We start from the raw sequence: 24,990 nt of genomic DNA on the forward strand, positions 1-24,990 counted from the left end.
ATTAATCACTCCTTTTTTTAGGTTTGTAAATTGGAAGTTCACCAGTGTATCCTCTGGAATCAAGTGAATGCTGTAAAGTTTCACTTTTATCAAGAGACCTTAAAAATATTGTACTTGCAAGGGCACCTAAAGATTTGAATGAATTGAAATATGAATGATATCCCAATCTGGTTTCCTGTGCTTTTTGCATCGTGTCAATCTCATTTAAGAAAATGAATATTGAATTATACATTAATAATGCAATTTCAATGAAAATCCTTGGAACTTTTAAGGTTGACAAACAGTTTAATATCTTTGCAATAGGTGTTGTAAGAGCTAAAAAACCCAATGAAGGTAAACAACCGACAACTCTAAAAAATGTGTAAACACCGTAGTGCAGGGAATCTGTTGTTACTACAATTCCAAATATTCCAGTTTCAAAAATAACTTCCCCTTTACCAAAGAAGAAGATTAAAAATAAACATGTAATTATAACAAAAGCCATAGGTATTGAAAGAAATTTTAAATAAGATCTAAAACTGATTTTTGCAAAACCTAAAATAACTATTGACATTATCACAAATATTGTTATATCAAAATATAGATTATCTAAAGCTAAAGTTAATATCAACAAAAAAATTGTCAAAAATAACTTAAAATAAGGATTTGTTTCCGTTAAAGCATTATGATGTGCAATATAATCCATATCAAATTTCATATAATCACTAAAAATTAAAAAAAATAGAAAAAGAATTATTCTTCTTCTTTAGATGATTGTCCTCTCCATAAACCAAAGAAGTAACCAATAATGATTGCTCCAATAGCTGCTTGAAGAGCAAATATTAAACTTTCAATTTCTCCACTTGGTGGTTCCCAAATTGATTTATACCAAGGTTCAAAACCTGTTTTTTCTACAGCCTGACCAGCAGCATCATCTGATCCACCAAAGTATCCATCATCCTCACCATGACCACTATACATTATTAATGGTGCTATGAATATAATTATACAAATAACACCTAATAAAATTAAAGTATTTCTGTTCATAATATCACCTATGATTCATTTGGAGCTAAAGCATCGAGTTTAGCTAATAATTTTGGTTTGTATGCTTTTAATCTATCCCAAATAATTACAGTCAAAATACCTTCACCAACAGCTAATGGAATTTGTGTTACAGCAAAGATTATTAAGAAATTGGTTAATGCTGTACCAAAGTTAGGAGATGGGAAAGCTAAAGCTAATTGGAATGAAGTAGCAACATAAGTTAATAAGTCTCCTAAGAATGCTGCAAAGAAAATTGCAATAGTAGAAGAGATATTTGCTTTTGTTAAAGCTTTATATACAATCCAAGCAATAAATGGACCAACAATACCCATTGAGAAAATGTTTGCACCCAAAGTGGTTAATCCACCGTGAGCAAGCAAAATAGCTTGGAAAAGAAGTACTATAGTTGCTAAAACTGCGGTCACTGCAGGACCGAACAATGCTGCACCTAATCCGTTACCACAAGGGTGAGAACAGCTTCCAGTAACAGAAGGTAATTTCAAAGATGATAATACAAACATGAATGCTCCACTAACAGCAATTAATGCCTTAGATTCTGGAGTTTCATCTACTATTTTTTTAATTTGATATATACCGAATGCTACAACGATGATTGATATGACAAACCATATAATACACCAGAACAATGGTAAATATCCTTCCATAATATGCATGATAAATTCCTCTCTCAATTTAATATCAAATTTAGGTAAACTTAAATTTAAATATATTAATTACCATTTGACATGATTAGTTTTATTTTTATAATATATAAATCTAATTAAAAATTTATCAAGTATGATTTAATAAAATGATTGATTATATCAAACACATTTTAAAAAACCATGAAAGTAAATCCCAATTATAAAATAAATATAATACAATTCTAATCATGAATAAAATACATCAATCCAATTGTAATTAAATTTAATACAACAGAAATTTTTAGTATGACTAAAAATAATTCAAATAAATAAATATCAAAACAGCTTTTGAGAAAAAAATAATTTAAGCAGTAACAACAAATATTCAACCATGAACATTAAAAATAACCTAATTTTAGCATTAGATGTTGGAAGCGAATCAGAAGCAATAGACATTTGCGAAAAAGTAAAAGAAAGTATAGACACCATAAAAATTGGTTATCCTCTTGCACTTGCCGAAGGACTTGAAATAATCAAAAAATTAAAAGATAAATTTGGATTTAAAGTAATATGTGACTTTAAAGTAGCAGATATTGATGCGACAAATGAAAAAATCTGTGAAGAAACATTCAAAGCAGGAGCAGATGCTATAATATGTCATGGCTTTGTAGGACCAGACAGTGTACAGGCCTGCCTTGATGTTGCAAACAAATATGAAAAAGAACTGTTTCTTTTAACTGAAATGTCACATCCAGGAGCTAAAAAATTCCTACAACCCGCAGCTGATGAAATAGCCAAAATGGGTATTAAAATGGGAATTACAAACTATGTTGCTCCTGCAACCCGTCTTGATCGTTTACAGGATATTAGAAATATTGTTGGTGAAGATGCATATATCATATCTCCAGGTGTTGGAAAGCAAGGTGGAGACGGCAAAAAAACATTAGAAATTTCAAATGCAATAATTGTTGGAAGAAGTATTTACGAAGCAGAAAATCCAAAAGAAGCATGTGAAAATTTACTAAAATAATGTTAAAATTAACTAAAAATATTTTAATTATTAAATACATAAAACAATATGTTCTACTTATCATATGAACAAAAAAATAAAAAGGAGGATACAACATGGCGTCTAATGTAGGTAAATTAATTATGGAAACCATTTTAGGTTTAATTACTACCGCTTTTGCATTCGTAGCAGGTTTAGCATGGAACGAAGCTATTCAAGCATTAATTCAACAATTTGTCGGAACTGGAAGTGCTTTAACCAGCTTATTTACTTATGCAATTATCGTTACCGTTATTGCAGTCATTGTTACTGTAATCTTGGCAAGATTTGCTGCTAAAATGGGTATCGAATTAAACGAATAGAAAGGAAAATTTTTTCCTTTTTACTCTACTTTTTTAAATACAACACCAGCCATCATATATGAAACTTCAAATAAAATAAAGAATATAAACGTCCAGAATGAAAAAGCACCACATAAAGCCAATATAAATATGACAACCTTCATTACAAACCTATACTCAAAAAACGATTGAATAAACTTATTTTCTGTATAATTATATATTAGTTCATGACCTATTTCATCACCTAAAGCTGCCAATATTAATATTAACAAAACAATAATGCTCAATTGGGGCATTCCACAGGTAAAACATATTGCAGCGAAAATTACAAATGTTACAACATGATGAAGACCATCAACTTTGAAAGCCAACAAATTTCCTATTGCAATGGCAATGAAAATATATGCAGCACCGACATCAGAAACTGATGCAATTGCACAGGCCAATCCACACAATACTCCGAAAAAAGTAGCTAAAATCAAATTATTATTTATATCATACTCATCATCTGACAATTTCATGAAAAAACCAGATAGAATAAACAAAATAGCTAAATAAACATAATCCATAGTAACACCTAAATTTTATCTAAAACTGAAGCATAAATCAATGGAAATATTATTGTAACATCACCAATAACAGTTTCCAGAGTTGAACCGCATTTAGCTTTAGACCAGGATTTCGCTTCCTGCAGAGGAGCTCCGCTTAAACTGCCTGCCTCCGGTCTGTCCAAAGTTATTTGAATAGCTGAATCAAGTCCTCCTTTAAGCAATGTTGAAGCCAATGTGTAATGCTTAGTTAAACCACCGCCTAAAAGTATTCCTCCAATTCTTTCACTATCAAAAACAAAATCAGATAGATAATGCATATCCGCTACAGCATCAACAGTAAAATCATGATCCTGTGTAAACATCCATAACTGCAAACCAAACATGCTGTCAATCAAACCAGGTGCAAAGACAGGAGTCTTCATGCGAGCTGCAGTTGCTAAAAATGAGTTTTCATCATCAATCAATAATCCAACCTCATACAATAATTCCTGAATGGATATTTTGCTTTTACGAGAGGAGATATCTTCAAATATCTTAATTATTTCCCTTTCAAATATTGTAAAATCATCTGATCCCACATTTATATCAGCAATTCTTCCAATTCCATCAGCATTTAAGTCTTCATCATCACGTCCTTCATCACGATAATGATTTCCCCCAAATGCTTCCAGCATGTCATGAGTAATATTTGCCCCACTTGAAATAATCAGATTAACATGCTTATTTTTTATCATGTCAGTTACTATGTTTCTAAGGCCTCCAGGTATTAATGGACCACCTAAACTCATAAAAACATTCATTCCTACATCATTAATCATGTCACACAAAATATTAGAGGCTCTTGCTACTCTGCCAGATCCTAAAACTCCGGATTGGTCAAATTGCCCTATCAATTCAGATACTTTCATGTCTTTTTTTACATTTAATTGGTTAACTTTATCCATTTAATCACACTAATTAGTAAAAATTGGGAATTGTTCAAAATTAGTTATTGAATTTATTAAGTCTGTTCTTGTTACAATTCCAAGCAGGTTATTATCATTATCTGCTATTATTAATCTTGAAATAGATTTTTTAAATAGAATTTCAATTGCTTTTGCTATTTTTAAGTTTTCATTAATAATAATTACTTTTGTTGACATCAAATCGCCAACTGTAGCTTCATCATTATCTTCAGCAATTGCCTGAATCAAATCAGTAACAGTGAAAACACCAACAACCTTACCGTTTTTCATGACTGGTGCACCATCAATTCCATTTTCAGAAAACAATCTTGCAGCCTCTCTCAGGTCACAATCAATTTTTAGAGAAATTACATTTTTGCTTGCAATATCACCAACAGTTTGTTTTGGAATACTTCTTATTGTAGTTGTATCAACAAGCAATATATTATCCATATCATCTCTTCCAACAATCTCACCCATAATTCCCAAATTATTTACAGGTGTTGGACCTAACTTAATTGTATCGCCTAAATTCAAATCCTTAATGCTTCCAAGCACTTTAATGGCTGCCTCACATTCACCCGGTTGAGGCACTGAAGTAAATTCTATTTTTGCAACTGAAATATTATTTAATCTTTCATCATTTTTATAAATAGGAACCTTTGCTTCCTTATCAGAAATAGATATGTTTAAAGAATGATATGCTTCAATTGTTGGTTTATATCCTCCTCTTGGACCTGGAACTCCCTTAACTAAACCCAAACTCCTAAGTGATTGCATCTGATTACGAATTGTTCCAGGATTTCTATTCATAACTTCAGCAATATCTTCTCCCTTTATGGATTTTCCATCAGAAGACTGATATAAGTTTATTAGTGTTTGTAAAATTTCTTTTTGTACTGAGGTTAACATAATAATCACTCTTAACAATATTAAAATTAATATTAGTTTGTTAAATATACTTTATAAATATAATGATTTATCATGATATATTATTCAAACGAATTATATCGTTTTAAAAAAGAAAAATAAAAAATAAAAAAAGAATAATTAAATATTAAAATTTATTATTTTTGATCAGTTATGATAGTTTTCACATACATGTCTTTCCATAGAATGTGTGTGGGCATGCAAATGGCGAATACCATTTTCCGTTTGAATCGCATCAATTATTTCCACATTTTCATGTGAATGAGAATGTTCTCCATCATCATGCGTATGGTAATGATTATGCTGTGCTTTTTTACTAGTTTTATCAAAATTCCTATCATATAACAAAGCTGCATTTAAAACAACCAAACATGAGCCAGCATTGTGAACAATAGCTCCTGTAACAGGATTTAATAATCCCAAAACAGAACAAATTATAGCAGCTGCATTAATGGCCATAGACATGACAATATTTGCTTTGATTGTAAATAATGTGGAATTTGATAAATTCTTAAGATATGGAATTTTGGATATTTCATCACCTAAAAGAGCAATATCCGCAGCTTCAATAGCAACATCACTACCCATAGATCCCATAGCAACACTTACATTGGCAGTTTTTAATGCTGGTGCATCATTAACACCATCTCCCACCATACATACATTGCCACCGTTTTCCTGGAATTTTTCAATCCAATCCAGTTTTTCTTCTGGAAGGAGATTACCGTGAACTTCACCGATTCCAACTTTAGAAGCGAAATAATTAGCTGCTTGAGTATTATCCCCCGTAAGCAAAACAGTTTTTGTTTTTATATCATGCAATGCATTAATCATTTGAGGTGCATCTTCACGAATCATATCAGATAATGCTATGATTCCAACAACATCATTATTTTTACCGACGATGACAGTAGCCTTACCCTCATTTTTAAACTTATCCAAGTCTTCACCAATATCTGCTGAAATTCCATTTTCATTGATGAATTTAAGATTTCCTGCATAAATTTTATCTGAATTGATTTCACAGGATACCCCCAAACCAGGATTCATCTTAAAGTTATTGACATCACTAATTGAAACATTATCGTTTTTAGCCTTATTTACAATAGCTTTTGCAAGAGGGTGTTCACTTAAACTTTCACATGATGCAGTAATTGACAATAACTCCTCTTCAGAAATGCCATATTTAACAATATCTGATACCACAAGATTTCCATAAGTTAAAGTACCTGTCTTATCAAATATCAATGTATTCAAAGCACCTAATTTTTCTAATGCTTCACCTGATTTGATTAAAACACCATGTTTTGTTGCCTGACCAATAGCTGCCATAATTGCAGTTGGAGTAGCAAGAATTAAGGCACAAGGACAGAATACTACCAATACGGTTACACCACGTTCAATATTACCTGTGACAAGCCATGCAGCAATCGCAATAATCAATGCAACAGGAACCAGCCAAGTTGCCCATTTGTCGGCAATTCTTTGTGTTGGTGCTTGCTTTTCATCGGCAGCCTTAACTAAATCGATTAATTTTTGAAGAGAGGAATCTTCAGCTAAACTTGTTGCCTTAATGTCAATTGCACCAAACATATTTGTAGTTCCGCAAAATACTTCATCACCCACAGTCTTATCAATAGGCAATGACTCACCAGTCATTACTGACTGATCAATTGAACTGGTTCCTTTAATTATCTCACCATCAACAGGTATGTTTTCACCAGGCAATATCCTGATATTATCTCCCAATTTAACTTCACTTGCAGGAATTATATCACCATTCGTAAGCCTTGCAGTTTGCGGAGTCAAATCAATTAAATTTTTCAAACCTTTTTTAGCTCTTTCAACAGTCCAATCCTCTAAAAGAGCACCTAATGCCATAATCCATGCTACTTCACCTGCTGCAAATACTTCACCAATTAACAATGATGCGACCATAGCTATTGCAATTAATAATGCAGATGAAATCCATTTTTCACGAATTAATCTGGTCATAGCCAATAACAGCATTGGAATACCGCTGATTATTACTGTACCCCATGCAGGATTTAAATAAATTGGAGTTTCAACCCCAAATATCATAAAAATAATAGCTATCAGTAAAAATATTCCTGAAATAATTGTCATTTTTAATCCAAATAAAAAATCTGTTATTTCATCAATCATATTAACACCCACAAAGTATTACTTTTTTAAATTCTTTTATATACCAAGTATTACTCAAAAATTTTTCAACTAAAATCTCAATACTTGAGACAATTAAAAAATCAATAAAGCACTACTTTCATCTCATTTAAAAATAGTATTACCCACAGCCAAAAAGTATTACTTTTTTTAAAATCATTTATATACTCAGTATTACATTTAATTATTATATGGCTTATTTGATATAAATGTTATTACTTTTTTTGAATTCATTTATATACCCGGTATTACTAAAAAGAAAAAATCATATTAGAAAAAATAAAATTAAAAATAATTAAATAGAATTAATCTATTCGCCGTCATCATCCTTTTTTACAAAATTCATACATTCCTTAACATCCAATAATTGATGTTCATGAATTTTACAGACAATTTTATATTTGTTTCTCAATTCAAGATGCTTGCAATCATCACAAATCATATTATCTCTCCAAAATTATTTCATTGCCAAATCCATAATGCTGAATGCTTCGCCTTCTTTTCTTTCAGAAGGTGCTCCCATTCCAAATGCTGATTTGGCGAATTCCTTATTCATCCTTTTAGAAACTTCACCAAAAATCATTTTATATGCAGTACATTGAGGATCTACTGCCTGTGGAGTTTGATATGCAACAATAGCATTGTAAGGACAACCTCCTTCGCAGTATTTAACATACCTGCATTTTTTACAATTTTCATCGACATAATCCCGGAATTCCTGAAGTTTTGCCCATGCATCAGATTCCTTTAAGTCATCAAAGCTAGGGTTAGTCGAAACATTTCCCAAAATATAGTCATCCATTCCAACAAATCTGTAGCAAGGATAAATCGAACCGTCGGAGCCTACTGCCAGTGTCGTTCCAATGCAATCTGCAAAGGTACAGAGTGTTCCCCTTCTTCTTAAACTGGATTTGCAGATATGATCCAAGTCCATTATTGTAAACTTATCCAAATCATAGAGATACTTATCCAACCATTCAATTAGCAGTTTTCCATGTTCTTCCTGGTCTAGTGCCCATGGATCTGCATTATCTCCCCTTAGGGAAGGCAATGCCGCATGAATTTTCAGATTCATTTTTTCTGCCTTAAAGAATTCATATAACTCATCAGAGAAATCTTTTGAATAATCGGTTACAGTCAATACAAAGTTGATTATAAGTCCTTTGCTTTTAGCGAGTTCATATTTGGCCATGGTTTTATCGTAGTAACCTTCTCCCCTTTGATAGTCATTAATTTCTTTTGGACCATCTATGCTTGTACTGACAACAACATTATATTCAACAAACAAATCAATCAGTTCATCAGTCAAAAGCCAAATATTACTCTGAAGGGAAAATCCTTCCAAATTAGGCAATTTAGATAGCTTTTCAAGAGCATTTTTGTAAAAGTCATATCCTGCAAGAAGAGGTTCGCCACCATGAAAAGTGAAATGAACTTTATCATCCCTAAAATCACCTAACCAGTCAATTATCTGATCTATAATTTCAATATCCATCATTTCCTTTTTATTTTCAGAACCCCAACAATATTTACAATTTGATGGACAATTGAGTGTAGGGATAATCATCACATGAAATGTCATTTTAACCATAAATCTTATTTAATTCTTTTAACAATTTCTTTTTCTCATCCTCATCCATATGGTCATTTACAAAGAAAATGTAACCGCATTCTTCACATTTTACGGTATCCATCTCTGCATGTGCACGATGATTGTCTAACATTTTTCTGTGAGCGACTTTATCTTTAGAACCACATTTTGGACATGGTGCAATTAATTCTTCAAACTTCATTTTCCTCACCTATAATTAAAATTAGATTTTAAAATATATTAAATTTTTCAATGACAAAAAGTATAAATACCATGTTTCAGTGAGAACAATTTTTATCACTGCCCTCAACAAGCTTTAAATAATAAATTGCTAATAAAAATAACTAATTTTTAAAAAAAAGAGATGATAACCATGCCATATGACTATTATGATTACTTTTTAAAAAAGAGAAATGACACTGTTTTTACTGAAACCACAAATAAGATAAGGGAAAATTTCTGGAGAGAAACATACGATGTTGTAGAATCGCAGGAATGGGAAGAAATAACTGACAAAATAAGAAAAAATTAACGATTTAAAAATTTAACCAAATACCTGTAAACAGGAAATCCAACATGCCTTACAAAAGACAGCATATATTTCATTCCAGGCAATTCAAATTCCTTTTTTACTTTTTTTAATTCAGAAATTATATCCAATTTCTGAGGGCATTTTCTTAAACACTTACCGCAGCCATTACATTTACCGGCATTTCCAGAATTACCCATAATTCCACCGACATACTGATAATAGTCCATGAATGACTGATTAATAAATCCTTTATGATTGAATAAATACTTTTCATTATATATCTTCATGCATTCAGGAATATTAACTCCTTGAGGGCAGGGCATGCAATATCCACAAGTGGAACAGTTGATTTTAAGAGAATCCCTCATTACTCTTTTAACATATTCGACAGTTTCCAAATCCTCAAAGCTCATGGACATTGGAGGTGTATTATTTGCAACATCCAAATTTTCATCAAGCTGTTCAAATGAGTTCATTCCAGATAAAACACAGGTAATGTTTCTATTATTCAATACCCATTCCATAGCCCAATAAGCATTACTTTTGTTTGGATTGGCCTTTTTAAATATTTCCTCAGCTTTTGAAGGCATTTTTCCTGCAAGAATTCCTCCCTTTAAAGGTTCCATGACAAAAACACCCATGCCTTTTGAAGCTGCATGTTCAATTCCTTCAACGCTTGCCTGAACATTCTCATCAAAGTAATTGTACTGAACCATGACCACATCCCAGTCATATCCATCAACCAATAATGGAAATTCCTCTTTAGGACCGTGATATGAAAAGCCTATGTGCTTGATTTTACCCTCATTTCGAGCCTTGTTCAAGAATTTGATTAAATCCTTTTTAAGCAATCTGTTCATCGCTTTTAAATCAACGGCATGAATAAGATAATAGTCAATAGAATCCCTTTGAAGTCTTTTGAGCTGTTCATCAAGAATTATTTCCATGTCTTCATATTTTCGAACATTGATTGCAGGCAGTTTGGTGCATAACTTAACCTTATCTGCATATTCTCCTTTAAGGATTTCACCCAAAAAACTTTCGCTATCCCCATAAAGATATGCGGTATCAATAAAATTAACTCCATTATCTATAGCATGATAAATTAACTTTTTAGCCTTATCTCTATCAATTTTACCATTTTTTAATGGAAGCCTCATCGCGCCAAAACCCAAGGGAGAAATTTCATCCCCAGTCTTTACAATTGTTCTATATTGCATATTATTAAATATTAAACTGAATCATATATAATTCTTAAAAATAAAAAATAGTATATTTGCTGAAATCATCAGCAATTATTAAATTATTTATTCGCATTTGTTAATCATAGATTTCATATAATCAATTAATGCATCTTTAGATTCATCATCATCCAAAGCGAATTCAATTGAAGTTTTAAGCCATTCGAAACGATTTCCTATATCATAGGTTTTTCCTTCAAAGGTGTTTCCATAAATAGCATCCAATTTAGATAAAGCATCGGTAAGCTGAATTTCTCCTCCAACTCCAGGCTCTGTTTCATCAATTTTATCAAAAATATCTCCTGTTAAAACATAACGCCCCATAATAGCTAAATTGGAAGGTGCCTGATGAGCTAATGGCTTTTCAACAAGCTTATCAATCTTATAAACATCCTTTTCAACTTCGGTTCCTTTAATAATACCATATCTTTCTACCTTATCTCTTGGAACTTCTTCAAGGGAAATTGCAGATGCACCATATTTTTCATAAACATCGATCAATTGTTTTGTACATGGTGTAGGGCCTTTGGTAATTGAATCTCCCAAAAGTACTGCAAACGCTTCTCCACCAATATGTTTTTTAGCACAGTAAATTGCATCACCAAGTCCTTTTTGCTCTTTTTGCCTTACATAACAGATATCTGCCAAATCAGTAATTGCACGGACTTGTCTTAAACGATCATCTTTACCTGCACTTTGCAAAGTTTGTTCAAGTTCAAAAGATTTATCAAAGTGGTCTTCAATTGATCTTTTATTTCTTCCTGTTACAATTAATATATCATCAATACCTGAAGCTACAGCTTCCTCTATAACATACTGAATGGTTGGTTTATCATAAACAGGTAACATTTCTTTAGGTTGTGCTTTTGTAGCAGGTAAAAATCTTGTACCAAAACCTGCTGCAGGAATAACAGCTTTCATAGTTTATCACCATATTTTAATTATTAAATATATTCTTTATTTTAATACATAAATAGTTACTTGAAAAAAATAGTTTGAAAACAGTGCGGGGGACGGGACTTGAACCCGCGAAGGGACTAACCCACTAGGCCCTCAACCTAGCGCCTTTGACCGCTCGACCACCCCCGCATAAAACAAAAGTAGTTATAAATAAATATGTTTTAAGCATTATATAAAGTTAACTGTTAATCAAGGATTTTGATAGTTACTTCCAATGTTTCTTCATTTTTTAAATCAGCTATTAACTGAGAATCAAGGTCACGGGCAGCTTTTGAAGACTTAATCATCAATGTTCTAGGACAGGTAAACTCACTGGTTCTGCATACAATATCCGTTGGATGAGTTAAAGTTAAATCTTCATGGCCAAAACCAATTATTTCATCATGGGCATTAGGAGTATCCAATAAAACAGCAATCCTAGTATTTGAATTGGCAATTTTATTTTTAAACTCTTCCGGAAAGTCCAACATTGAATCATCCATGTCCACACCGATTATGCAATCGGCAGCAGGCCCAATTTCCAAATCTTTCGTTATTTCAAAAGTAGATTTATGCATGGATGATACATTCCTATGACCTTTTGATTTGATTTTAAATTCCATAATAGTATATCTATCTTTAATCACTTATTAATTCAACAGATTTTAAGTCCCTGATAAAATCCAAAAAGATATCTGCATTTGCAATATCCCCACTATGAGGATTTAATTCAAAAGCTTTTTTATATGATTCATAGGCTTTATCATACTCAAACAGGTTCAAATAACATGATGCCTTATCAAAGAAATAGCAATCGACAGTATTGTCTATCGATAATGCCTCATCAAAATATCTCAATGCATTTTTAAAATCTGACTTGTCCATGAAAATCTTTGCTTTCAAATACCAAGAATAAGAAATCTTCGGATTCATCTCAAGAGATTTATTTACATTATCCAAAGCCTCATCAATACGTTTTGTTTCAAAAAGAGCATCAGCTTTCAACATATAAGCCTGAGGATTTTCATAGGAATCCTTGAAAACCTCATCAAGAATTTTTAAAGATTCATCATATCTTTCAATAGAGTTTAGATACTGCACCTTGAATAATTTTATATCATTATTACTGGATTCTATTTCTAAAAGCCTTTCCAGACAATTAAAGGCAGCATCCTGTTCATCCAATCTAAGTAAAGCGACTGACTTGAAGCTAATGGCTATAGTATTCGTATCGTCAATATCCAGTACTTTATCATAACATTCAATAGCTTCAATATAATTTTTTAAAATCAAATTACAGTTTCCCTTAATGTTTAAAACAAATGGATCATTTTCAACATTTAATTTTTCATTACAAAGAATTATAGTTTCCTTATAAGTATCATAAGCCTCTTTTTTCATATCCAATCTCAAATAGCACTGAGCCTTACTCATCAAAATCAGAGGATTATCAATATCTCCGGAATCCAAATTATCAATAAATTCAAGCGCATTTGCATATTGCCTTTTTCCGACAAGTGACATTATTTTTTCAACCACATCAATTTTGTTATCATCATGTCCATAATAATTCATAATTTACACCTAAACTAATTTATATTAATTTATTTATTATATATAGTTTTTAAATTTATCTATTATAAATTTAGACAATTTTACTTCCCCAAATTAAAAAAATAAGATGAAATCAATATTTATTTGATAAGGTAAAAAAATATTTAAAAACAAAATTAATAATTAAATATGAAAGGATGCTACTGTCTGGTAATTAAACTCGAAAAGAAAAAAATTTAAAAATTGGCAAAAAACTTAAATTCGAGTTTAAAAAGGGCTATTATGTATATATCGGTTCTGCAATGAACAGTTTGGAGTCCCGAGTGAAAAGACATTTATCTGCATCAAAGAAACTCCATTGGCATATTGACTATTTATTGAAATATGGCGAAATTGTTGAAGTTATTTATAATCTGGACAAAAAAGTAGAATGTGAACTTTCAATGGAACTGTCAAAAAAGCATGAATACATTAAAGACTTCGGCTGTAGTGACTGTGAGTGTGAAAGTCATCTGTATTATTTCAAAAACAAAAAAGAAGCTATTGAAGAAGTAACTAATGCATACAACTCAATAGCATGTCCGTTTAAAATTGGTATTTCTGACTTTTCTTGAACTTATATGAAATTTCAAAAGTGTTTAAAGCAACCTTTCTTAACTCTTCAACATCAAAGTCTGCAATTTCGGCCCAATCTTTTTCCAGCAATCTAATTTCGGATAAAATTTCACTGCCGTAATCAGTCAATACGACATCATAATGCAAATCATCGACTTCTACTATTTCAACTAGGTTTTTCCTTGCCAGTTTCTCATATCTTTTGAGATAGAGTTTTGAGTGAAGCTTAAAGTGAGCATCATCATCTGAAATTTTAGCATATTGCCTTACTCTTGCTTTTCTGTGATGTTTTTTAGAGTGTTTATCTACATTCTTCAGTAACTTTATTTGGCTTTCATGAAGATGTATGCTTAAGTTACTTCTAACATGGCTAATTTTAGATTCACTAATAATATCTATTAATTTAGATGCATCTTCCATTGAGGAAATAGCATCAACATGTGGATGTGCCATATCAATCACTTCATCTGACCAAATAGTCCTCTCATAATACCTCTTGTCACTTCACGTGCAACAGTATTTGCCGCAGTTGTAGCAGCCTTTTCCACGGCCTTTTGCTGAGTAGTCTTTTTAGTCTTTTTACCTGCAGGCTGTCCGCCACCTAAAATGCTTCCAAGATCAAATCCTCCAATAGTCAATGGTTCTCCAGAAGATTGTTGCTCTTGAGGCTGACTTTGTGGAGCTTCTTCCTGAACTGAAGGTGCTTCAACCTGCGGAGGTGTCACAGGCACTTCACTTTCCATATTCTGATTTTCATTGATTTTGTTTGCAAGTATTTCATAAGCTGACTCATTGTCAACAGCTTCAAGATATTTGTCCTTAAATTCAGACAGGTTAATCAAATCAGATCTTACATTTTCATCAATCGGACCGATATATGACTGTGGAGCAACAATGTTAACCTTTTCAACAATGCTTGGAACACCCTGTTCATCCAAAACAGACACCAATGCTTCACCAATACCCAAATTAGAAATAACATCAGCAGTATCAAATTCAGGATTAGGTCTGAATGTTTGAGCAGCTACTTTAACCGCTTTTTGGTCTTTAGGAGTGTATGCTCTTAAGGCATGCTGAATTCTGTTACCCAATTGACCTAAAATCTCATCAGGAATGTCTGCCGGCGATTGTGAAATGAAATATAAACCAACACCTTTAGAACGAATCAAACGAGTAATCTGTTCTATTTTCTTTAAAAATTCAGCACCCATTCCATCAAAAATCAGGTGAGCCTCATCAAAGAAGAATACGAATTTAGGTTTTTCAGCATCCCCAACTTCAGGCAATTGCTCATACAATGATGACAGCATCCAAAGCAAGAATGATGAGTATATTTCCGGAGAAAGGGATAATTTCTGAGCATCCAAAATGTTGATTACACCACAACCGGAATCATCCACACGAATAAAGTCATCCAAATCCAATGCAGGTTCACCGAAGAAATCGTTTCCGCCCTGATCTTCCAATGTGATAAGATTTCTTAAAATGGTATTTGCAGATTTTGTAGCAATAGAACCATATTTAGGTTCATAAACATCCTTATGCTCAACAACATAATTAATCATGGACTTTAAATCCTTAATATCAATTATAAGCAATGATTCTTCATCTGCAACCCTGAATACAATATTTAATACTCCAGTCTGTGCTTCTGTAAGGTTCAATATTTTGGATAATAAAACTGGACCCATTTCAGATAATGTAACACGAACAGGCAATCCCTTTTCACCAAACAGATCCCAGAACTCAACAGGATATGATTTAAGCTTAAAGGAATCCAAACCTTCAACTCTTTTAGCAACATTATCATTCATTTCACCGACTTTTGCAAGACCTGAAATATCACCTTTCATATCTGCTAAAAATACTGGAACTCCCATGTCACTGAATGATTCAGCTAGTGTTTTAAGAGTGATTGTTTTACCTGTTCCCGTTGCTCCTGCAATTAATCCGTGCCTATTTGCCATCTTTGGTAGTAAGTAAACATTACCACCAATTAAAATTTTATCTTCTACAAACATTTTTCTAACCATTTTCTATTTTTTTAATTAAATAAGAAGTTTTACGTTCAATATTTCTTCGATTAAATGCTTTTGCAATTCTTTTAATAGCATCTAAGTTTTTAACAAAATTATCCAGCCATGAGAATATGTCTCCAGGATAAACCTGAATCTGATATTTTCTAAATAACTTATTTGATATGTCCACAGGATCTTTACCTTTCAAACGTTCATGGATGATAACTTCAGAAATTCCAAGCTGCAGACATCTGCAGAATGGCCTATCCTGACAGTTACATTTCAAGAAATCACTTTGAAGACGAATCAATGCATCCTGAAATTTGGAATCCAATTTATCCAGAGCTTCACCTGAAGATATGATATCCAATGTGGATTCGGCGAATAATCTGGTTGAAAACTTAATCTTTAATGCATTAGCTATCTGATTGTGAATAACAGATGAAAGATATGCATTTTCAAATAATTCCAAATCCAAAGCCATAGCTATTACTTTTACCAATAACTTATCATATTTCTCTCTTTTCTTATACATTGGGGATAATCCAACATAATTGATTAGATAATCCCAGTCATCCAAAGCAGATCTGATAAATTCAGCATCATCTATGCTTAAAAATGATACGGATGTGGCTCTTCCATATTTAGTAATTTTAAAATCATCACTTATTAAACCTAACTCTTTCATTTCGCTAATGGCTATTTCCAAGCTGATTGGCACATCAATATCCTTATAAAATTTATTCAATTCATCCATATTCTTAATGGATGTAGATGAAATGTCTGCTAAAATCTGTTCATATGAGCTTTCTTCATCATATTCAATATAAACATCTTCACTATTGCTTTCAAGAAGTTCCAATGCTTTTGATTCTTCGCTTTCTCCTGAAAAATCATTTCCAACTTCAGGAAGCAAATATACTATCCCCCTATCGTGATAGCTTGGTCTTCCAGCACGTCCAAGCATCTGTGAAAATTCATTAGGATTAATCCATTTATTCCCCATTACAAGAGAATCAAAAATTACCTGTGAAGCAGGAAAATCAACACCTGCAGCCAAAGCGGCAGTTGTAACTACAACAGATAATCTTGCCCTGTCAAAGTCCTTTTCGATTTTTTCCTTCTTATAATATGATAAACCAGCATGATAAGCGGCAGCATTGATATGCTTTTCCTGCAAAAAGTTAGCAATTTTGTGGGTTTTTCGTCTTGAATTAGTAAATATTATAGTTTGACCGCGATACCCTTTTTTTGATTTGGTATTGAATTCTTTTTTAGCCAATTTAGCCATCAAATGTCTTTTAGATGATTCATTTCTCATATAAACAAGATGCCTTTCCAATGGCACTGGCCTGTCCGGATATTCGACAAGTTTCATGTTGAATTCATTTGCTAAAAACTGTGGATTTTTAACTGTAGCTGAAAGTCCTATAATCTGAGTTTGAGGATATAGATTTTTTATTCTTTTTATCAAACCGTTTAAACGGGTACCACGGTCCTCATCATCAATCATGTGGATTTCATCTATCAGCACTACGCCAAGATTGCTTAATGCATTTGAATTTCCGTTTCTTAACAAAAAGTCAATTCCCTCATATGTTGCAACAACAATGTCTGCATTTGAAACATCACTATCCGGCAATTTCAACTCACCTTTGGCCTTGACACGATTGCGCCCAACCTTAATTGCAACTTTCAAACCCAATTTTTTATATTTTCTTTTAAAATCCCGATATTTCTGATTTGCAAGTGCAACCAACGGAGTCAGAAAAATAAATTTTTTACCTTTAAGAGCTTGTGTAATACCTGCAAGCTCCCCAATCAAAGTTTTACCACTTCCAGTTGCACTTACAACAAGCAAATCTTCACCCTTAAGCAATCCCTCATGAATAGCCAAATACTGAACAGGCAAAAGCTTATCATTGCCGTTTTTAATTAAAATATCTCTAAAATCATGATTTATCTTTAAACGTTTCATCTCAACAGAGGGAATCTTAAGCCTAGATTTGGTTGAAGTTCTATCAAATAACGTCAAATTTCTGTTTTTTAGGGGATTAAAATGGGGATCAAGTACAGATAATGTCTTTTCCAAATTACCTGTTTTTTCAAGTGTTGATTTTAAGTTTCTAAAAATCTTTTTATCAAAACCCTGAAGCTTGATTTCATTTTTTATCGTATCCAATGCACAGTTTTTACACAACAATTGATTTTGATACTTGTATGAAAAGTCAGAGTTGACTATGGTTATCATTCCATCATATGCACAGTAGTCACATACTCTCGTGTGTCTGACCTTAACGTTAAGTCCCTTTAAGAAGTTTTCTACCTTTTCATCATGAGTAGCTAAAAAAACAGCCTGAGAACGAAGAAGTTTATTTACCTCACCAGGAGGAACTAGCTTTTCATTTAAAGTGGAATTTTCTTTAAAATTATAATCTGCTACAAATCTAGAAATAGCCAAAGAATCTCCATCATTTGTAAATTTAATGTTTCCTACAAATTCAGGTTCCCTTTTATGATTAAGAGCACCTTTTGGTGAACCAATAGGATATAGTCTCCACTGTTTTTTAATCTTTTTTAAAACTAGCATCGTATTTTATTATATAATTAATTGTTAATAAATTTTAAAAAAAATAGAAAAATTTGATTAATCGATGTAATCAAATTTAGTTTCCATAATTACAATAATTACAAATGCAATTACCGCAATTATAATGCATGGTAATAAACCTGAAAAGTTCATACTTACAGCATTTGATATTTCAACGAAAGGAACTTTAAGTGATCCAAGCATTACACCAATAAGAAATGCCATAGTTAATTCTTCATGGTTTTTAAGCAAGTAATTTAATATTTTTGAAAATCCAAGTATACCAATTAGAGCACCAACAACAAACACAATAATTTCAGTGAAATGAAGCTGATGAAGTGCATTCAACATGTATTTGTATTGTCCAAGCAATAACAGTAAAAATGAACCGGAAATACCTGGTAAAATCATAGCACAAATTGCAATCATTCCTGAAAAGAATAATATAATCAAAGAATGATTAGCTGCTATTGGATTTAAGCTTACAAAAATATAAGTTAAAATACAACCTATTACAGCAGATATTATTGTTTTTATACTAATTTCATTAAGTTTTCTAAATAATACAACAGCAGAGGCTATAATTAAACCCAAGAAGAATGAATATGTTAAAGCAGTGTGTACATCCATACAATAGGTAACCACTTTAGCTAAAGTTAGAAAAGCAACACCAATACCTAAAACCAATGGAATGAAAAATTTAAAGTCTATTTCATCCAAAAGTTGATTCCAAAATCCTTTCAAATTTCCCTTAAACAAAGGCTTAATAAATCCAAACTTAATGTTACTGATTGCCTCAATTAAATGACCGTAAATTCCAGTTATAAGTGCCATTGTTCCGCCGGAAACACCAGGAACAATATCAGCAGCACCCATTAATAATCCACGAATAAAAATTAAAAATGCTTCTTTAATGTTAAAATTCACATTATCTCCTCTATCTTAATTATATATAATCCTTTTAATAACTGTTTTGATTGAAAGTTTGGTAAAAAAGAAGTAAGCTATTTCAATGTAAAAAAATAAAAAATTGAAAATATTATTTTCCCATATCCTCAACTAATTCCTTAGCATATGGAGTAATATTTTCATTTAGCATTTTTTCCAGGAACTGACCCGTGTATGTTCCGGCTTCGGCAATCTCTTCAGGTGTTCCGGTAGCTATGACTTCACCGCCTCCGTCTCCACCTTCCGGACCCAAATCAATAATATGGTCTGCAGTTTTGATTACATCCAAATTATGCTCAATTACAACAACAGAATTTCCTGCATCTGTTAATCTAGCAAGAACCTCTAATAAACGTTTAATGTCAGCAAAATGAAGGCCTGTGGTTGGCTCATCAAGAATATATAAAGTTTTACCTGTGCTGGTTCTTGATAACTCTTTAGCCAATTTGATTCTTTGAGCTTCCCCACCAGACAATGTTGTAGCAGGCTGACCTATTTTCATATAACCCAGTCCAACATCATACAAAGTCTGGAGTTTTTTAGTGATTTTAGGAATGTTTTCAAAGAATTCCAAAGCCTCTTCAACTGTCATTTCCAAGACTTCATAGATATTTTTACCTTTATACCTGATATCCAAAGTCTCTTCATTGTATCTCTTACCGCCACAGACTTCACATGGAACATATACATCTGCCAAGAAGTGCATTTCAATTTGAACGATTCCATCACCGGAACATGCTTCACATCTTCCGCCTTTAACATTAAATGAGAATCTTCCAGGTTTGTATCCTCTTGCTTTGGACTCTGGAGTGTTTGCAAACAAATCACGAATGTCTGTGAATACTCCCGTGTATGTAGCAGGATTAGATCTTGGAGTTCTACCAATTGGCTTTTGGTCTATTGCAATGACCTTGTCTATGTTTTCCAGCCCATTAATTTTATCATATTTACCTGCAAACATGAATTTTTTGGATAATTTACCGTGAGCTCCCTTATATAAAATTTCATTTATAAGACTGCTTTTACCTGAACCGCTGACACCAGTAACACAGGTGAATTTACCTAATGGAATTTCTACATCTATATCTTTAAGGTTATTTTGGGCAGCACCCTTAATTTCAATGAATTTACCGTTTCCAGGTCTTCTTTCTTTTGGAATATCAATTTTTTTAGTCCTTGAAATATATTGGCCTGTGATTGAATCCTTATTATTCATTATGTCAATTGGTGTTCCCTGAGCAACGACTTTACCACCATGCTCTCCGGCACCGGGACCTATGTCAACAACATGGTCTGCTGACAAAATGGTTTCCTCATCGTGTTCAACTACAACCAAAGTGTTTCCTAAATCTTTAAGTCTTTTTAATGCTTCAATAAGTTTAATATTATCTCTTTGGTGAAGACCAATACTTGGCTCGTCCAAAATGTATAATACTCCTACCAGACCGGAACCAATTTGAGTAGCTAAACGAATCCTTTGTGCTTCCCCACCAGATAATGTACCTGAAGACCTTGACATAGACAGGTAATCAAGACCTACTTCAACTAAAAAGCTTAAACGTTCTTTAATTTCTTTTAAAACTTCTTTTGCAATGAAGTTTTCTCTTTCAGTTAACTCGAGATCCTGAAAAAACTGATAAGAATCTTTTATTGCCAAATCACAAACATCAATAATGGATTTTCCACCGACGGTTACTGCTAAAACTTCCGGACGTAATCTTTTTCCATCACAAACATAACATTTCCTGTCAGACATGAATTTTGAGAGATATTTTCTTGAATAGCTTGATTTGGTTTCAAAATATAATCTTTGCATTCTTGGAACTACACCTTCAAATTTACGATTAACCATATAGGATTTATTTCTTCTTTTAAAAGTGAATGGGATTTTTTCATCACATCCAAAAAGAATCGTATCTTGATATTTTTTATCCAATTCCTCAAATGGAGTGTCCATGCTGAAATTAAAATATTTAGATACTGCATCAAGCATTTGGAAATAGTAATTTTCCCTTTTGGCTGAACTTGCCCACGGTACGATTGCACCTTCACTTAATGATAATGATTTGTCAGGAACAACCAAATCAGGGTCAATTTCCATTTTGGAACCAATACCATTACATTCAGGACATGCCCCCTGTGGAGCATTAAAAGAAAACATTCTTGGAGTTAACTCTTCGAAGTTTATTCCACAATCAACACATGCAAAATGCTCGGAATATTTTTTTTCATATTCTTTTTCACCATCATCATATAAAACTGTGATTAAACCTTCTGAAAATTCTGCTGCAGTTTCTAAAGAGTCAACAAGTCTTCTTTTAAAGTCAACATCCTTACGGATTTTCAATCTATCAACCACAACATCTATGTTATGTCTGTATGTTTTTGCAAGAGAGATGTCTTCTTCAAGTTCCCTGATTTCTCCATCTACACGAACTCTGACAAATCCCTTATTTCTCAAATCTTCCAAAACATCTTTGAACTGGCCTTTTTTATCCCTTACAATTGGAGATAATATTTGGACTTTAATTCCTTCTCCCTCTTCGATAATACTGTCACCAATCTGTCCAATGGTTTGATGAGATACTTCATTTCCACAATTTGGACAGTGGGGAATACCAATTCTTGCAAACAATAATCTCAAATAATCATAAATTTCCGTAATAGTACCTACAGTTGATCTTGGATTTTCCCTTGTTGTTTTTTGATCAATTGAAATAGCTGGAGACAAACCTTCAATAGATTCCATTTCAGGCTTTTTCATCTGACCCAAAAATTGTCTAGCATAAGCAGATAATGACTCCACATATCTACGCTGTCCTTCAGCATAAATTGTATCAAAAGCTAATGAAGACTTTCCAGACCCACTCAATCCAGTAATTACAATAAATTCATCACGAGGAACACTAACATCGATATCTTGCAAATTATGTTCTCTAGCTCCCTTTATGATAATTTGTTTTTTAGACTCATCTGTCATAATAATCTCCCAAAATTATATTGATTATAATATTATTGTTCTATAATATATAAACTATTTCAAAGAGCATTTGATAAGTAAAAAAAAGTAATGAAAAATTATTTATCAAAGCCTTTAAGTGCATAGAGCTTGTTTCTTAACTCAGCTGCCCTTTCAAAGTCAAGTCTTGCGGCAGCTTCTTTCATGTCACTTTCAACATCCCTAATGAGTAGTCTGAGCTCATCTTTAGGCATTTTGCTAATGTCTGCACCTGAAGCAATTTTTTCTTCGGTTTCTGTTTTTTCTTTTAATGTTCTTGTAGTTGATTTAGGTACAATTCCATGCTCTTCATTATATTTCATTTGCAGGAAACGACGTTTTTTGGTAATGTCTGTTGCTTTTCTAACAGAATCAGTCATTTCATCAACATACATGATTACCTGACCGTTGACATTTCTTGCGGCACGTCCGATAGTCTGTATTAATGAAGTTTCGTTTCTTAAAAATCCTTCCTTGTCCGCATCCAGAATGGCTACAAGTGATACTTCAGGCAAATCAAGCCCTTCCCTTAAAAGGTTTACTCCAACCAATACATCAAAGGTTCCTCTTCTCAAATCATCTACAATATCAATTCTTTCAAGTGTATCTATTTCGGAGTGCATGTATCTTACCTTAACACCAATTTTAGCATAATAATCAGTTAAGTCCTCAGCCATTCTTTTTGTCAAGGTTGTAACAAGAACACGTTCGTTTTTCTTAGCCCGTTTTTTAACTTCACCAAGAAGGTCTTCAACCTGGCCTTCAACTGGTCTTATGATAACTTCAGGGTCGACCAGTCCTGTAGGACGGATAATCTGTTCAACTACATTGCTTGATTTTGAAAGTTCATAAGGTCCGGGTGTCGCTGAAACATAAATTACCTGATTTACACTTGATTCAAATTCATCAAATCTTAAAGGCCTGTTTTCCTTAGCAGATGGAAGTCTGAAACCGTATTCAACCAGGGTTTCCTTACGTGCACGGTCCCCATTATACATTCCTCTGATTTGAGGAACAGTTACATGTGATTCATCAATGATTGTTAAAAAGTCATCAGGAAAGTATTTCAATAGAGAATATGGTTTTTCTCCCCATTTACGTCCAGACAAATGCATTGAATAGTTTTCTACTCCAGGACAATATCCCATTTCCTGAAGCATTTCAATGTCAAAGCGAGTTCTTTGCTCTAGTCTTTGAGCTTCTAGAAGCTTATTCATAGCATTCAACTCATTTAATCGTTCATTCAATTCAGATTTTATATTGGTTAATGCTACATCCATCTTGTCCTGACCGACAACAAAGTGCTTTGCTGGGAAAATCATATATCTAGGCAAACTTTCAAGTTTTTTACCTGTGACTTTATCTATAATGCTTATTGCATCTATTTCATCACCGAATAGCTCAATTCTTATTGGTGGTGTTCCATGAACAGGATTGATTTCAATGACATCACCTCTGACCCTAAACTGTCCACGGTCAAATTCAATGTCATTTCGCTCATACTGCATGAAAACTAGTTTTTTAATAATTTCTGAGCGGTCATAAATGTCACCAACAGCTATACCAAAAGCGAATTCACCATAATCCTCAGGAGAACCTATACCATAGATACAGCTGACACTGCTTACAACAATCACATCATCCCTTGAAAGAAGAGATTGGGTTGCAGAGTGTCGCATCATATCAATATCTTCATTGATGGACGCCTCTTTATCAATAAATGTATCTGTTCTTGGCACATATGCTTCCGGCTGATAGTAATCATAATAACTGACAAAATATTCGACTGCATTATCCGGAAAGAATTCCTTAAATTCCTCATACAATTGTGCAGCCAAAGTTTTATTATGTGAAATAACAAGAGTTGGTTTTTGGACTTTTTCAATGACATTTGCCATTGTAAATGTCTTTCCAGAACCTGTTACTCCTAATAATGTTTGATTTCTCACATTATTATTTATACCATCAACTAGTGCATCAATAGCTTTAGGTTGATCACCAAGTGGTTTATATTGTGAATTAAGTTTAAATTCCTTCATGAGTTATCTACAACTATATTAAAACTAATATGAGTGTATCTGGCAGAACAGCAAGGAACTATTCTTTCATCCCTAACGGTCAATTTTCCGTATTTAGCTAATTTTGATTCAACTTCCCTCATAATAGCTGGGGCATTTCTCTCATCAAATACTCTTAAGGAACCTAAAAAAGTTGTTTTTCCCTGCATATTCATTACAGAAATTCCATCAACTTCATAAGGTTCATTCCAATCTTTTAAAATAGAGTTTGAATCTTCAATTAAATCTTTTTTAATCTGTTCTTTATCAATTGGCAT

24 protein-coding genes, 1 tRNA gene and 1 pseudogene are annotated in these 24,990 nt (G+C 32.7%); 4 read left to right on the plus strand and 22 right to left on the minus strand.

Going from position 1 to position 24,990, the window contains the following annotated elements:
* Position 1 precedes the first annotated feature (1 nt).
* The 3 genes from cbiQ to cbiM are packed head-to-tail and all read right to left on the minus strand — an operon-like array spanning position 2 to position 1,700.
* Positions 2-697, minus strand: coding sequence for a cobalt ECF transporter T component CbiQ (cbiQ, locus tag SM9_RS06870; protein WP_058739440.1), 696 nt, complete (start codon positions 695-697; stop codon positions 2-4).
* A 35-nt stretch (positions 698-732) separates the two neighbouring features.
* Positions 733-1,026 carry an energy-coupling factor ABC transporter substrate-binding protein gene (locus SM9_RS06875; RefSeq protein ID WP_058739441.1) on the minus strand — a complete coding sequence of 98 codons (294 nt, stop codon included), beginning with the start codon at positions 1,024-1,026 and terminating at the stop codon, positions 733-735.
* 8 nt (positions 1,027-1,034) lie between these two features.
* Positions 1,035-1,700: a cobalt ECF transporter S component CbiM gene (gene cbiM, locus SM9_RS06880; RefSeq protein WP_058739442.1), complete on the minus strand. Its 666-nt coding sequence runs from the start codon at positions 1,698-1,700 to the stop codon at positions 1,035-1,037.
* A gap of 361 nt (positions 1,701-2,061) precedes the next feature.
* Between cbiM and pyrF the strand changes: the two genes are divergently transcribed.
* Entirely contained in the window at positions 2,062-2,700 is a 639-nt protein-coding gene (gene pyrF, locus SM9_RS06885; RefSeq protein ID WP_058739443.1) for an orotidine-5'-phosphate decarboxylase, read from the plus strand.
* 95 nt (positions 2,701-2,795) lie between these two features.
* Entirely contained in the window at positions 2,796-3,041 is a 246-nt protein-coding gene (locus SM9_RS06890; RefSeq protein WP_058739444.1) for a DUF5654 family protein, read from the plus strand.
* A gap of 20 nt (positions 3,042-3,061) precedes the next feature.
* On the opposite strand, the gene SM9_RS06895 is transcribed toward SM9_RS06890, so the two are convergent.
* The 7 genes from SM9_RS06895 to SM9_RS06920 all read right to left on the minus strand — a co-directional run bounded on the left by SM9_RS06895 (position 3,062) and on the right by SM9_RS06920 (position 9,422).
* Entirely contained in the window at positions 3,062-3,589 is a 528-nt protein-coding gene (locus SM9_RS06895; RefSeq protein WP_058739445.1) for a hypothetical protein, read from the minus strand.
* 8 nt (positions 3,590-3,597) lie between these two features.
* On the minus strand, positions 3,598-4,515 hold the full coding sequence (locus SM9_RS06900; RefSeq protein ID WP_058739446.1) for a deoxyhypusine synthase: 918 nt from the start codon (positions 4,513-4,515) through the stop codon (positions 3,598-3,600).
* 9 nt (positions 4,516-4,524) lie between these two features.
* A complete protein-coding gene (locus tag SM9_RS06905) occupies positions 4,525-5,427 on the minus strand; it encodes a CBS domain-containing protein (protein ID WP_058739447.1) in 903 nt (300 codons plus the stop codon).
* Between the two features lie 165 nt (positions 5,428-5,592).
* A complete protein-coding gene (locus SM9_RS06910; protein WP_058739448.1) occupies positions 5,593-7,611 on the minus strand; it encodes a heavy metal translocating P-type ATPase in 2,019 nt (672 codons plus the stop codon).
* A 328-nt stretch (positions 7,612-7,939) separates the two neighbouring features.
* Entirely contained in the window at positions 7,940-8,071 is a 132-nt protein-coding gene (locus tag SM9_RS12495) for a hypothetical protein (RefSeq protein WP_269744780.1), read from the minus strand.
* Positions 8,072-8,086: 15 nt separating this feature from the next.
* Positions 8,087-9,211 (minus strand): TIGR04083 family peptide-modifying radical SAM enzyme, encoded by a 1,125-nt coding sequence (locus SM9_RS06915; protein WP_058740324.1) that lies wholly within the window; start codon positions 9,209-9,211, stop codon positions 8,087-8,089.
* A 1-nt stretch (position 9,212) separates the two neighbouring features.
* The gene (locus tag SM9_RS06920) at positions 9,213-9,422 is read right to left on the minus strand and encodes a TIGR04165 family Cys-rich peptide (protein WP_058739449.1); all 210 of its coding nucleotides are present in this window, start codon (positions 9,420-9,422) and stop codon (positions 9,213-9,215) included.
* A 171-nt stretch (positions 9,423-9,593) separates the two neighbouring features.
* Between SM9_RS06920 and SM9_RS12025 the strand changes: the two genes are divergently transcribed.
* Positions 9,594-9,752 carry a hypothetical protein gene (locus SM9_RS12025; protein WP_157064699.1) on the plus strand — a complete coding sequence of 53 codons (159 nt, stop codon included), beginning with the start codon at positions 9,594-9,596 and terminating at the stop codon, positions 9,750-9,752.
* On the opposite strand, the gene SM9_RS06925 is transcribed toward SM9_RS12025, so the two are convergent.
* From SM9_RS06925 to SM9_RS06945, 5 genes are all read right to left on the minus strand, one after another.
* The gene (locus SM9_RS06925) at positions 9,749-10,972 is read right to left on the minus strand and encodes an aldo/keto reductase (RefSeq protein WP_058739450.1); all 1,224 of its coding nucleotides are present in this window, start codon (positions 10,970-10,972) and stop codon (positions 9,749-9,751) included. The genes SM9_RS12025 and SM9_RS06925 overlap by 4 nt on opposite strands.
* An 87-nt stretch (positions 10,973-11,059) precedes the next feature.
* Positions 11,060-11,914, minus strand: coding sequence for a UTP--glucose-1-phosphate uridylyltransferase GalU (galU, locus tag SM9_RS06930; RefSeq protein ID WP_058739451.1), 855 nt, complete (start codon positions 11,912-11,914; stop codon positions 11,060-11,062).
* An 84-nt stretch (positions 11,915-11,998) separates the two neighbouring features.
* Positions 11,999-12,082: transfer RNA gene (locus SM9_RS06935), tRNA-Leu, on the minus strand.
* Between the two features lie 56 nt (positions 12,083-12,138).
* Positions 12,139-12,555 carry a DUF371 domain-containing protein gene (locus SM9_RS06940; RefSeq protein WP_058739452.1) on the minus strand — a complete coding sequence of 139 codons (417 nt, stop codon included), beginning with the start codon at positions 12,553-12,555 and terminating at the stop codon, positions 12,139-12,141.
* Positions 12,556-12,571: 16 nt separating this feature from the next.
* Positions 12,572-13,507, minus strand: a complete 936-nt coding sequence (locus SM9_RS06945; protein WP_058739453.1) for a tetratricopeptide repeat protein — start codon at positions 13,505-13,507, stop codon at positions 12,572-12,574.
* A 168-nt stretch (positions 13,508-13,675) separates the two neighbouring features.
* On the opposite strand from SM9_RS06945, the pseudogene SM9_RS06950 reads away from it, so the two are divergent.
* A pseudogene (locus tag SM9_RS06950) lies at positions 13,676-14,100 on the plus strand (GIY-YIG nuclease family protein).
* On the opposite strand, the gene SM9_RS06955 reads toward SM9_RS06950, so the two are convergent.
* The 7 genes from SM9_RS06955 to SM9_RS06985 form a co-directional block, all read right to left on the minus strand.
* A complete protein-coding gene (locus tag SM9_RS06955) occupies positions 14,072-14,554 on the minus strand; it encodes a hypothetical protein (protein ID WP_058739454.1) in 483 nt (160 codons plus the stop codon). The pseudogene SM9_RS06950 and the gene SM9_RS06955 overlap by 29 nt on opposite strands.
* 5 nt (positions 14,555-14,559) lie before the next feature.
* A complete protein-coding gene (locus SM9_RS06960) occupies positions 14,560-16,122 on the minus strand; it encodes a helicase HerA-like domain-containing protein (RefSeq protein ID WP_058739455.1) in 1,563 nt (520 codons plus the stop codon).
* Positions 16,123-16,126: 4 nt separating this feature from the next.
* On the minus strand, positions 16,127-18,709 hold the full coding sequence (locus tag SM9_RS06965) for a DUF5814 domain-containing protein (protein WP_058739456.1): 2,583 nt from the start codon (positions 18,707-18,709) through the stop codon (positions 16,127-16,129).
* Between the two features lie 57 nt (positions 18,710-18,766).
* Positions 18,767-19,585, minus strand: coding sequence for a DUF368 domain-containing protein (locus tag SM9_RS06970; RefSeq protein ID WP_058740325.1), 819 nt, complete (start codon positions 19,583-19,585; stop codon positions 18,767-18,769).
* 163 nt (positions 19,586-19,748) lie between these two features.
* Entirely contained in the window at positions 19,749-22,637 is a 2,889-nt protein-coding gene (uvrA, locus tag SM9_RS06975; protein ID WP_058739457.1) for an excinuclease ABC subunit UvrA, read from the minus strand.
* A gap of 98 nt (positions 22,638-22,735) precedes the next feature.
* Positions 22,736-24,694, minus strand: a complete 1,959-nt coding sequence (gene uvrB / locus SM9_RS06980; protein ID WP_058739458.1) for an excinuclease ABC subunit UvrB — start codon at positions 24,692-24,694, stop codon at positions 22,736-22,738.
* Positions 24,691-24,990 carry a hypothetical protein gene (locus SM9_RS06985; RefSeq protein WP_058739459.1) on the minus strand — a complete coding sequence of 100 codons (300 nt, stop codon included), beginning with the start codon at positions 24,988-24,990 and terminating at the stop codon, positions 24,691-24,693. Before SM9_RS06985 ends, uvrB begins: the two co-directional genes overlap by 4 nt.

Source organism: Methanobrevibacter millerae, from assembly GCF_001477655.1.
GTDB lineage: Archaea > Methanobacteriota > Methanobacteria > Methanobacteriales > Methanobacteriaceae > Methanocatella > Methanocatella millerae_A.

Coding starts and splice junctions, on each gene's coding strand:
- SM9_RS06890 (WP_058739444.1), top strand. CDS start 2,796: ATGGCGTCTAATGTAGGTAAATTAATTATGGAAACCATTTTAGGTTTA.
- SM9_RS06955 (WP_058739454.1), bottom strand. CDS start 14,554: ATGGCACATCCACATGTTGATGCTATTTCCTCAATGGAAGATGCATCT.
- pyrF (WP_058739443.1), top strand. CDS start 2,062: ATGAACATTAAAAATAACCTAATTTTAGCATTAGATGTTGGAAGCGAA.
- cbiM (WP_058739442.1), bottom strand. CDS start 1,700: ATGCATATTATGGAAGGATATTTACCATTGTTCTGGTGTATTATATGG.
- SM9_RS06905 (WP_058739447.1), bottom strand. CDS start 5,427: ATGTTAACCTCAGTACAAAAAGAAATTTTACAAACACTAATAAACTTA.
- SM9_RS06960 (WP_058739455.1), bottom strand. CDS start 16,122: ATGTTTGTAGAAGATAAAATTTTAATTGGTGGTAATGTTTACTTACTA.
- galU (WP_058739451.1), bottom strand. CDS start 11,914: ATGAAAGCTGTTATTCCTGCAGCAGGTTTTGGTACAAGATTTTTACCT.
- SM9_RS06940 (WP_058739452.1), bottom strand. CDS start 12,555: ATGGAATTTAAAATCAAATCAAAAGGTCATAGGAATGTATCATCCATG.
- SM9_RS06910 (WP_058739448.1), bottom strand. CDS start 7,611: ATGATTGATGAAATAACAGATTTTTTATTTGGATTAAAAATGACAATT.
- uvrA (WP_058739457.1), bottom strand. CDS start 22,637: ATGACAGATGAGTCTAAAAAACAAATTATCATAAAGGGAGCTAGAGAA.
- cbiQ (WP_058739440.1), bottom strand. CDS start 697: ATGAAATTTGATATGGATTATATTGCACATCATAATGCTTTAACGGAA.
- SM9_RS06875 (WP_058739441.1), bottom strand. CDS start 1,026: ATGAACAGAAATACTTTAATTTTATTAGGTGTTATTTGTATAATTATA.
- SM9_RS06920 (WP_058739449.1), bottom strand. CDS start 9,422: ATGAAGTTTGAAGAATTAATTGCACCATGTCCAAAATGTGGTTCTAAA.
- SM9_RS12495 (WP_269744780.1), bottom strand. CDS start 8,071: ATGATTTGTGATGATTGCAAGCATCTTGAATTGAGAAACAAATATAAA.
- SM9_RS06945 (WP_058739453.1), bottom strand. CDS start 13,507: ATGAATTATTATGGACATGATGATAACAAAATTGATGTGGTTGAAAAA.
- SM9_RS06965 (WP_058739456.1), bottom strand. CDS start 18,709: ATGCTAGTTTTAAAAAAGATTAAAAAACAGTGGAGACTATATCCTATT.
- SM9_RS12025 (WP_157064699.1), top strand. CDS start 9,594: ATGCCATATGACTATTATGATTACTTTTTAAAAAAGAGAAATGACACT.
- SM9_RS06985 (WP_058739459.1), bottom strand. CDS start 24,990: ATGCCAATTGATAAAGAACAGATTAAAAAAGATTTAATTGAAGATTCA.
- SM9_RS06895 (WP_058739445.1), bottom strand. CDS start 3,589: ATGGATTATGTTTATTTAGCTATTTTGTTTATTCTATCTGGTTTTTTC.
- uvrB (WP_058739458.1), bottom strand. CDS start 24,694: ATGAAGGAATTTAAACTTAATTCACAATATAAACCACTTGGTGATCAA.
- SM9_RS06915 (WP_058740324.1), bottom strand. CDS start 9,211: ATGACATTTCATGTGATGATTATCCCTACACTCAATTGTCCATCAAAT.
- SM9_RS06970 (WP_058740325.1), bottom strand. CDS start 19,585: ATGGGTGCTGCTGATATTGTTCCTGGTGTTTCCGGCGGAACAATGGCA.
- SM9_RS06900 (WP_058739446.1), bottom strand. CDS start 4,515: ATGGATAAAGTTAACCAATTAAATGTAAAAAAAGACATGAAAGTATCT.
- SM9_RS06925 (WP_058739450.1), bottom strand. CDS start 10,972: ATGCAATATAGAACAATTGTAAAGACTGGGGATGAAATTTCTCCCTTG.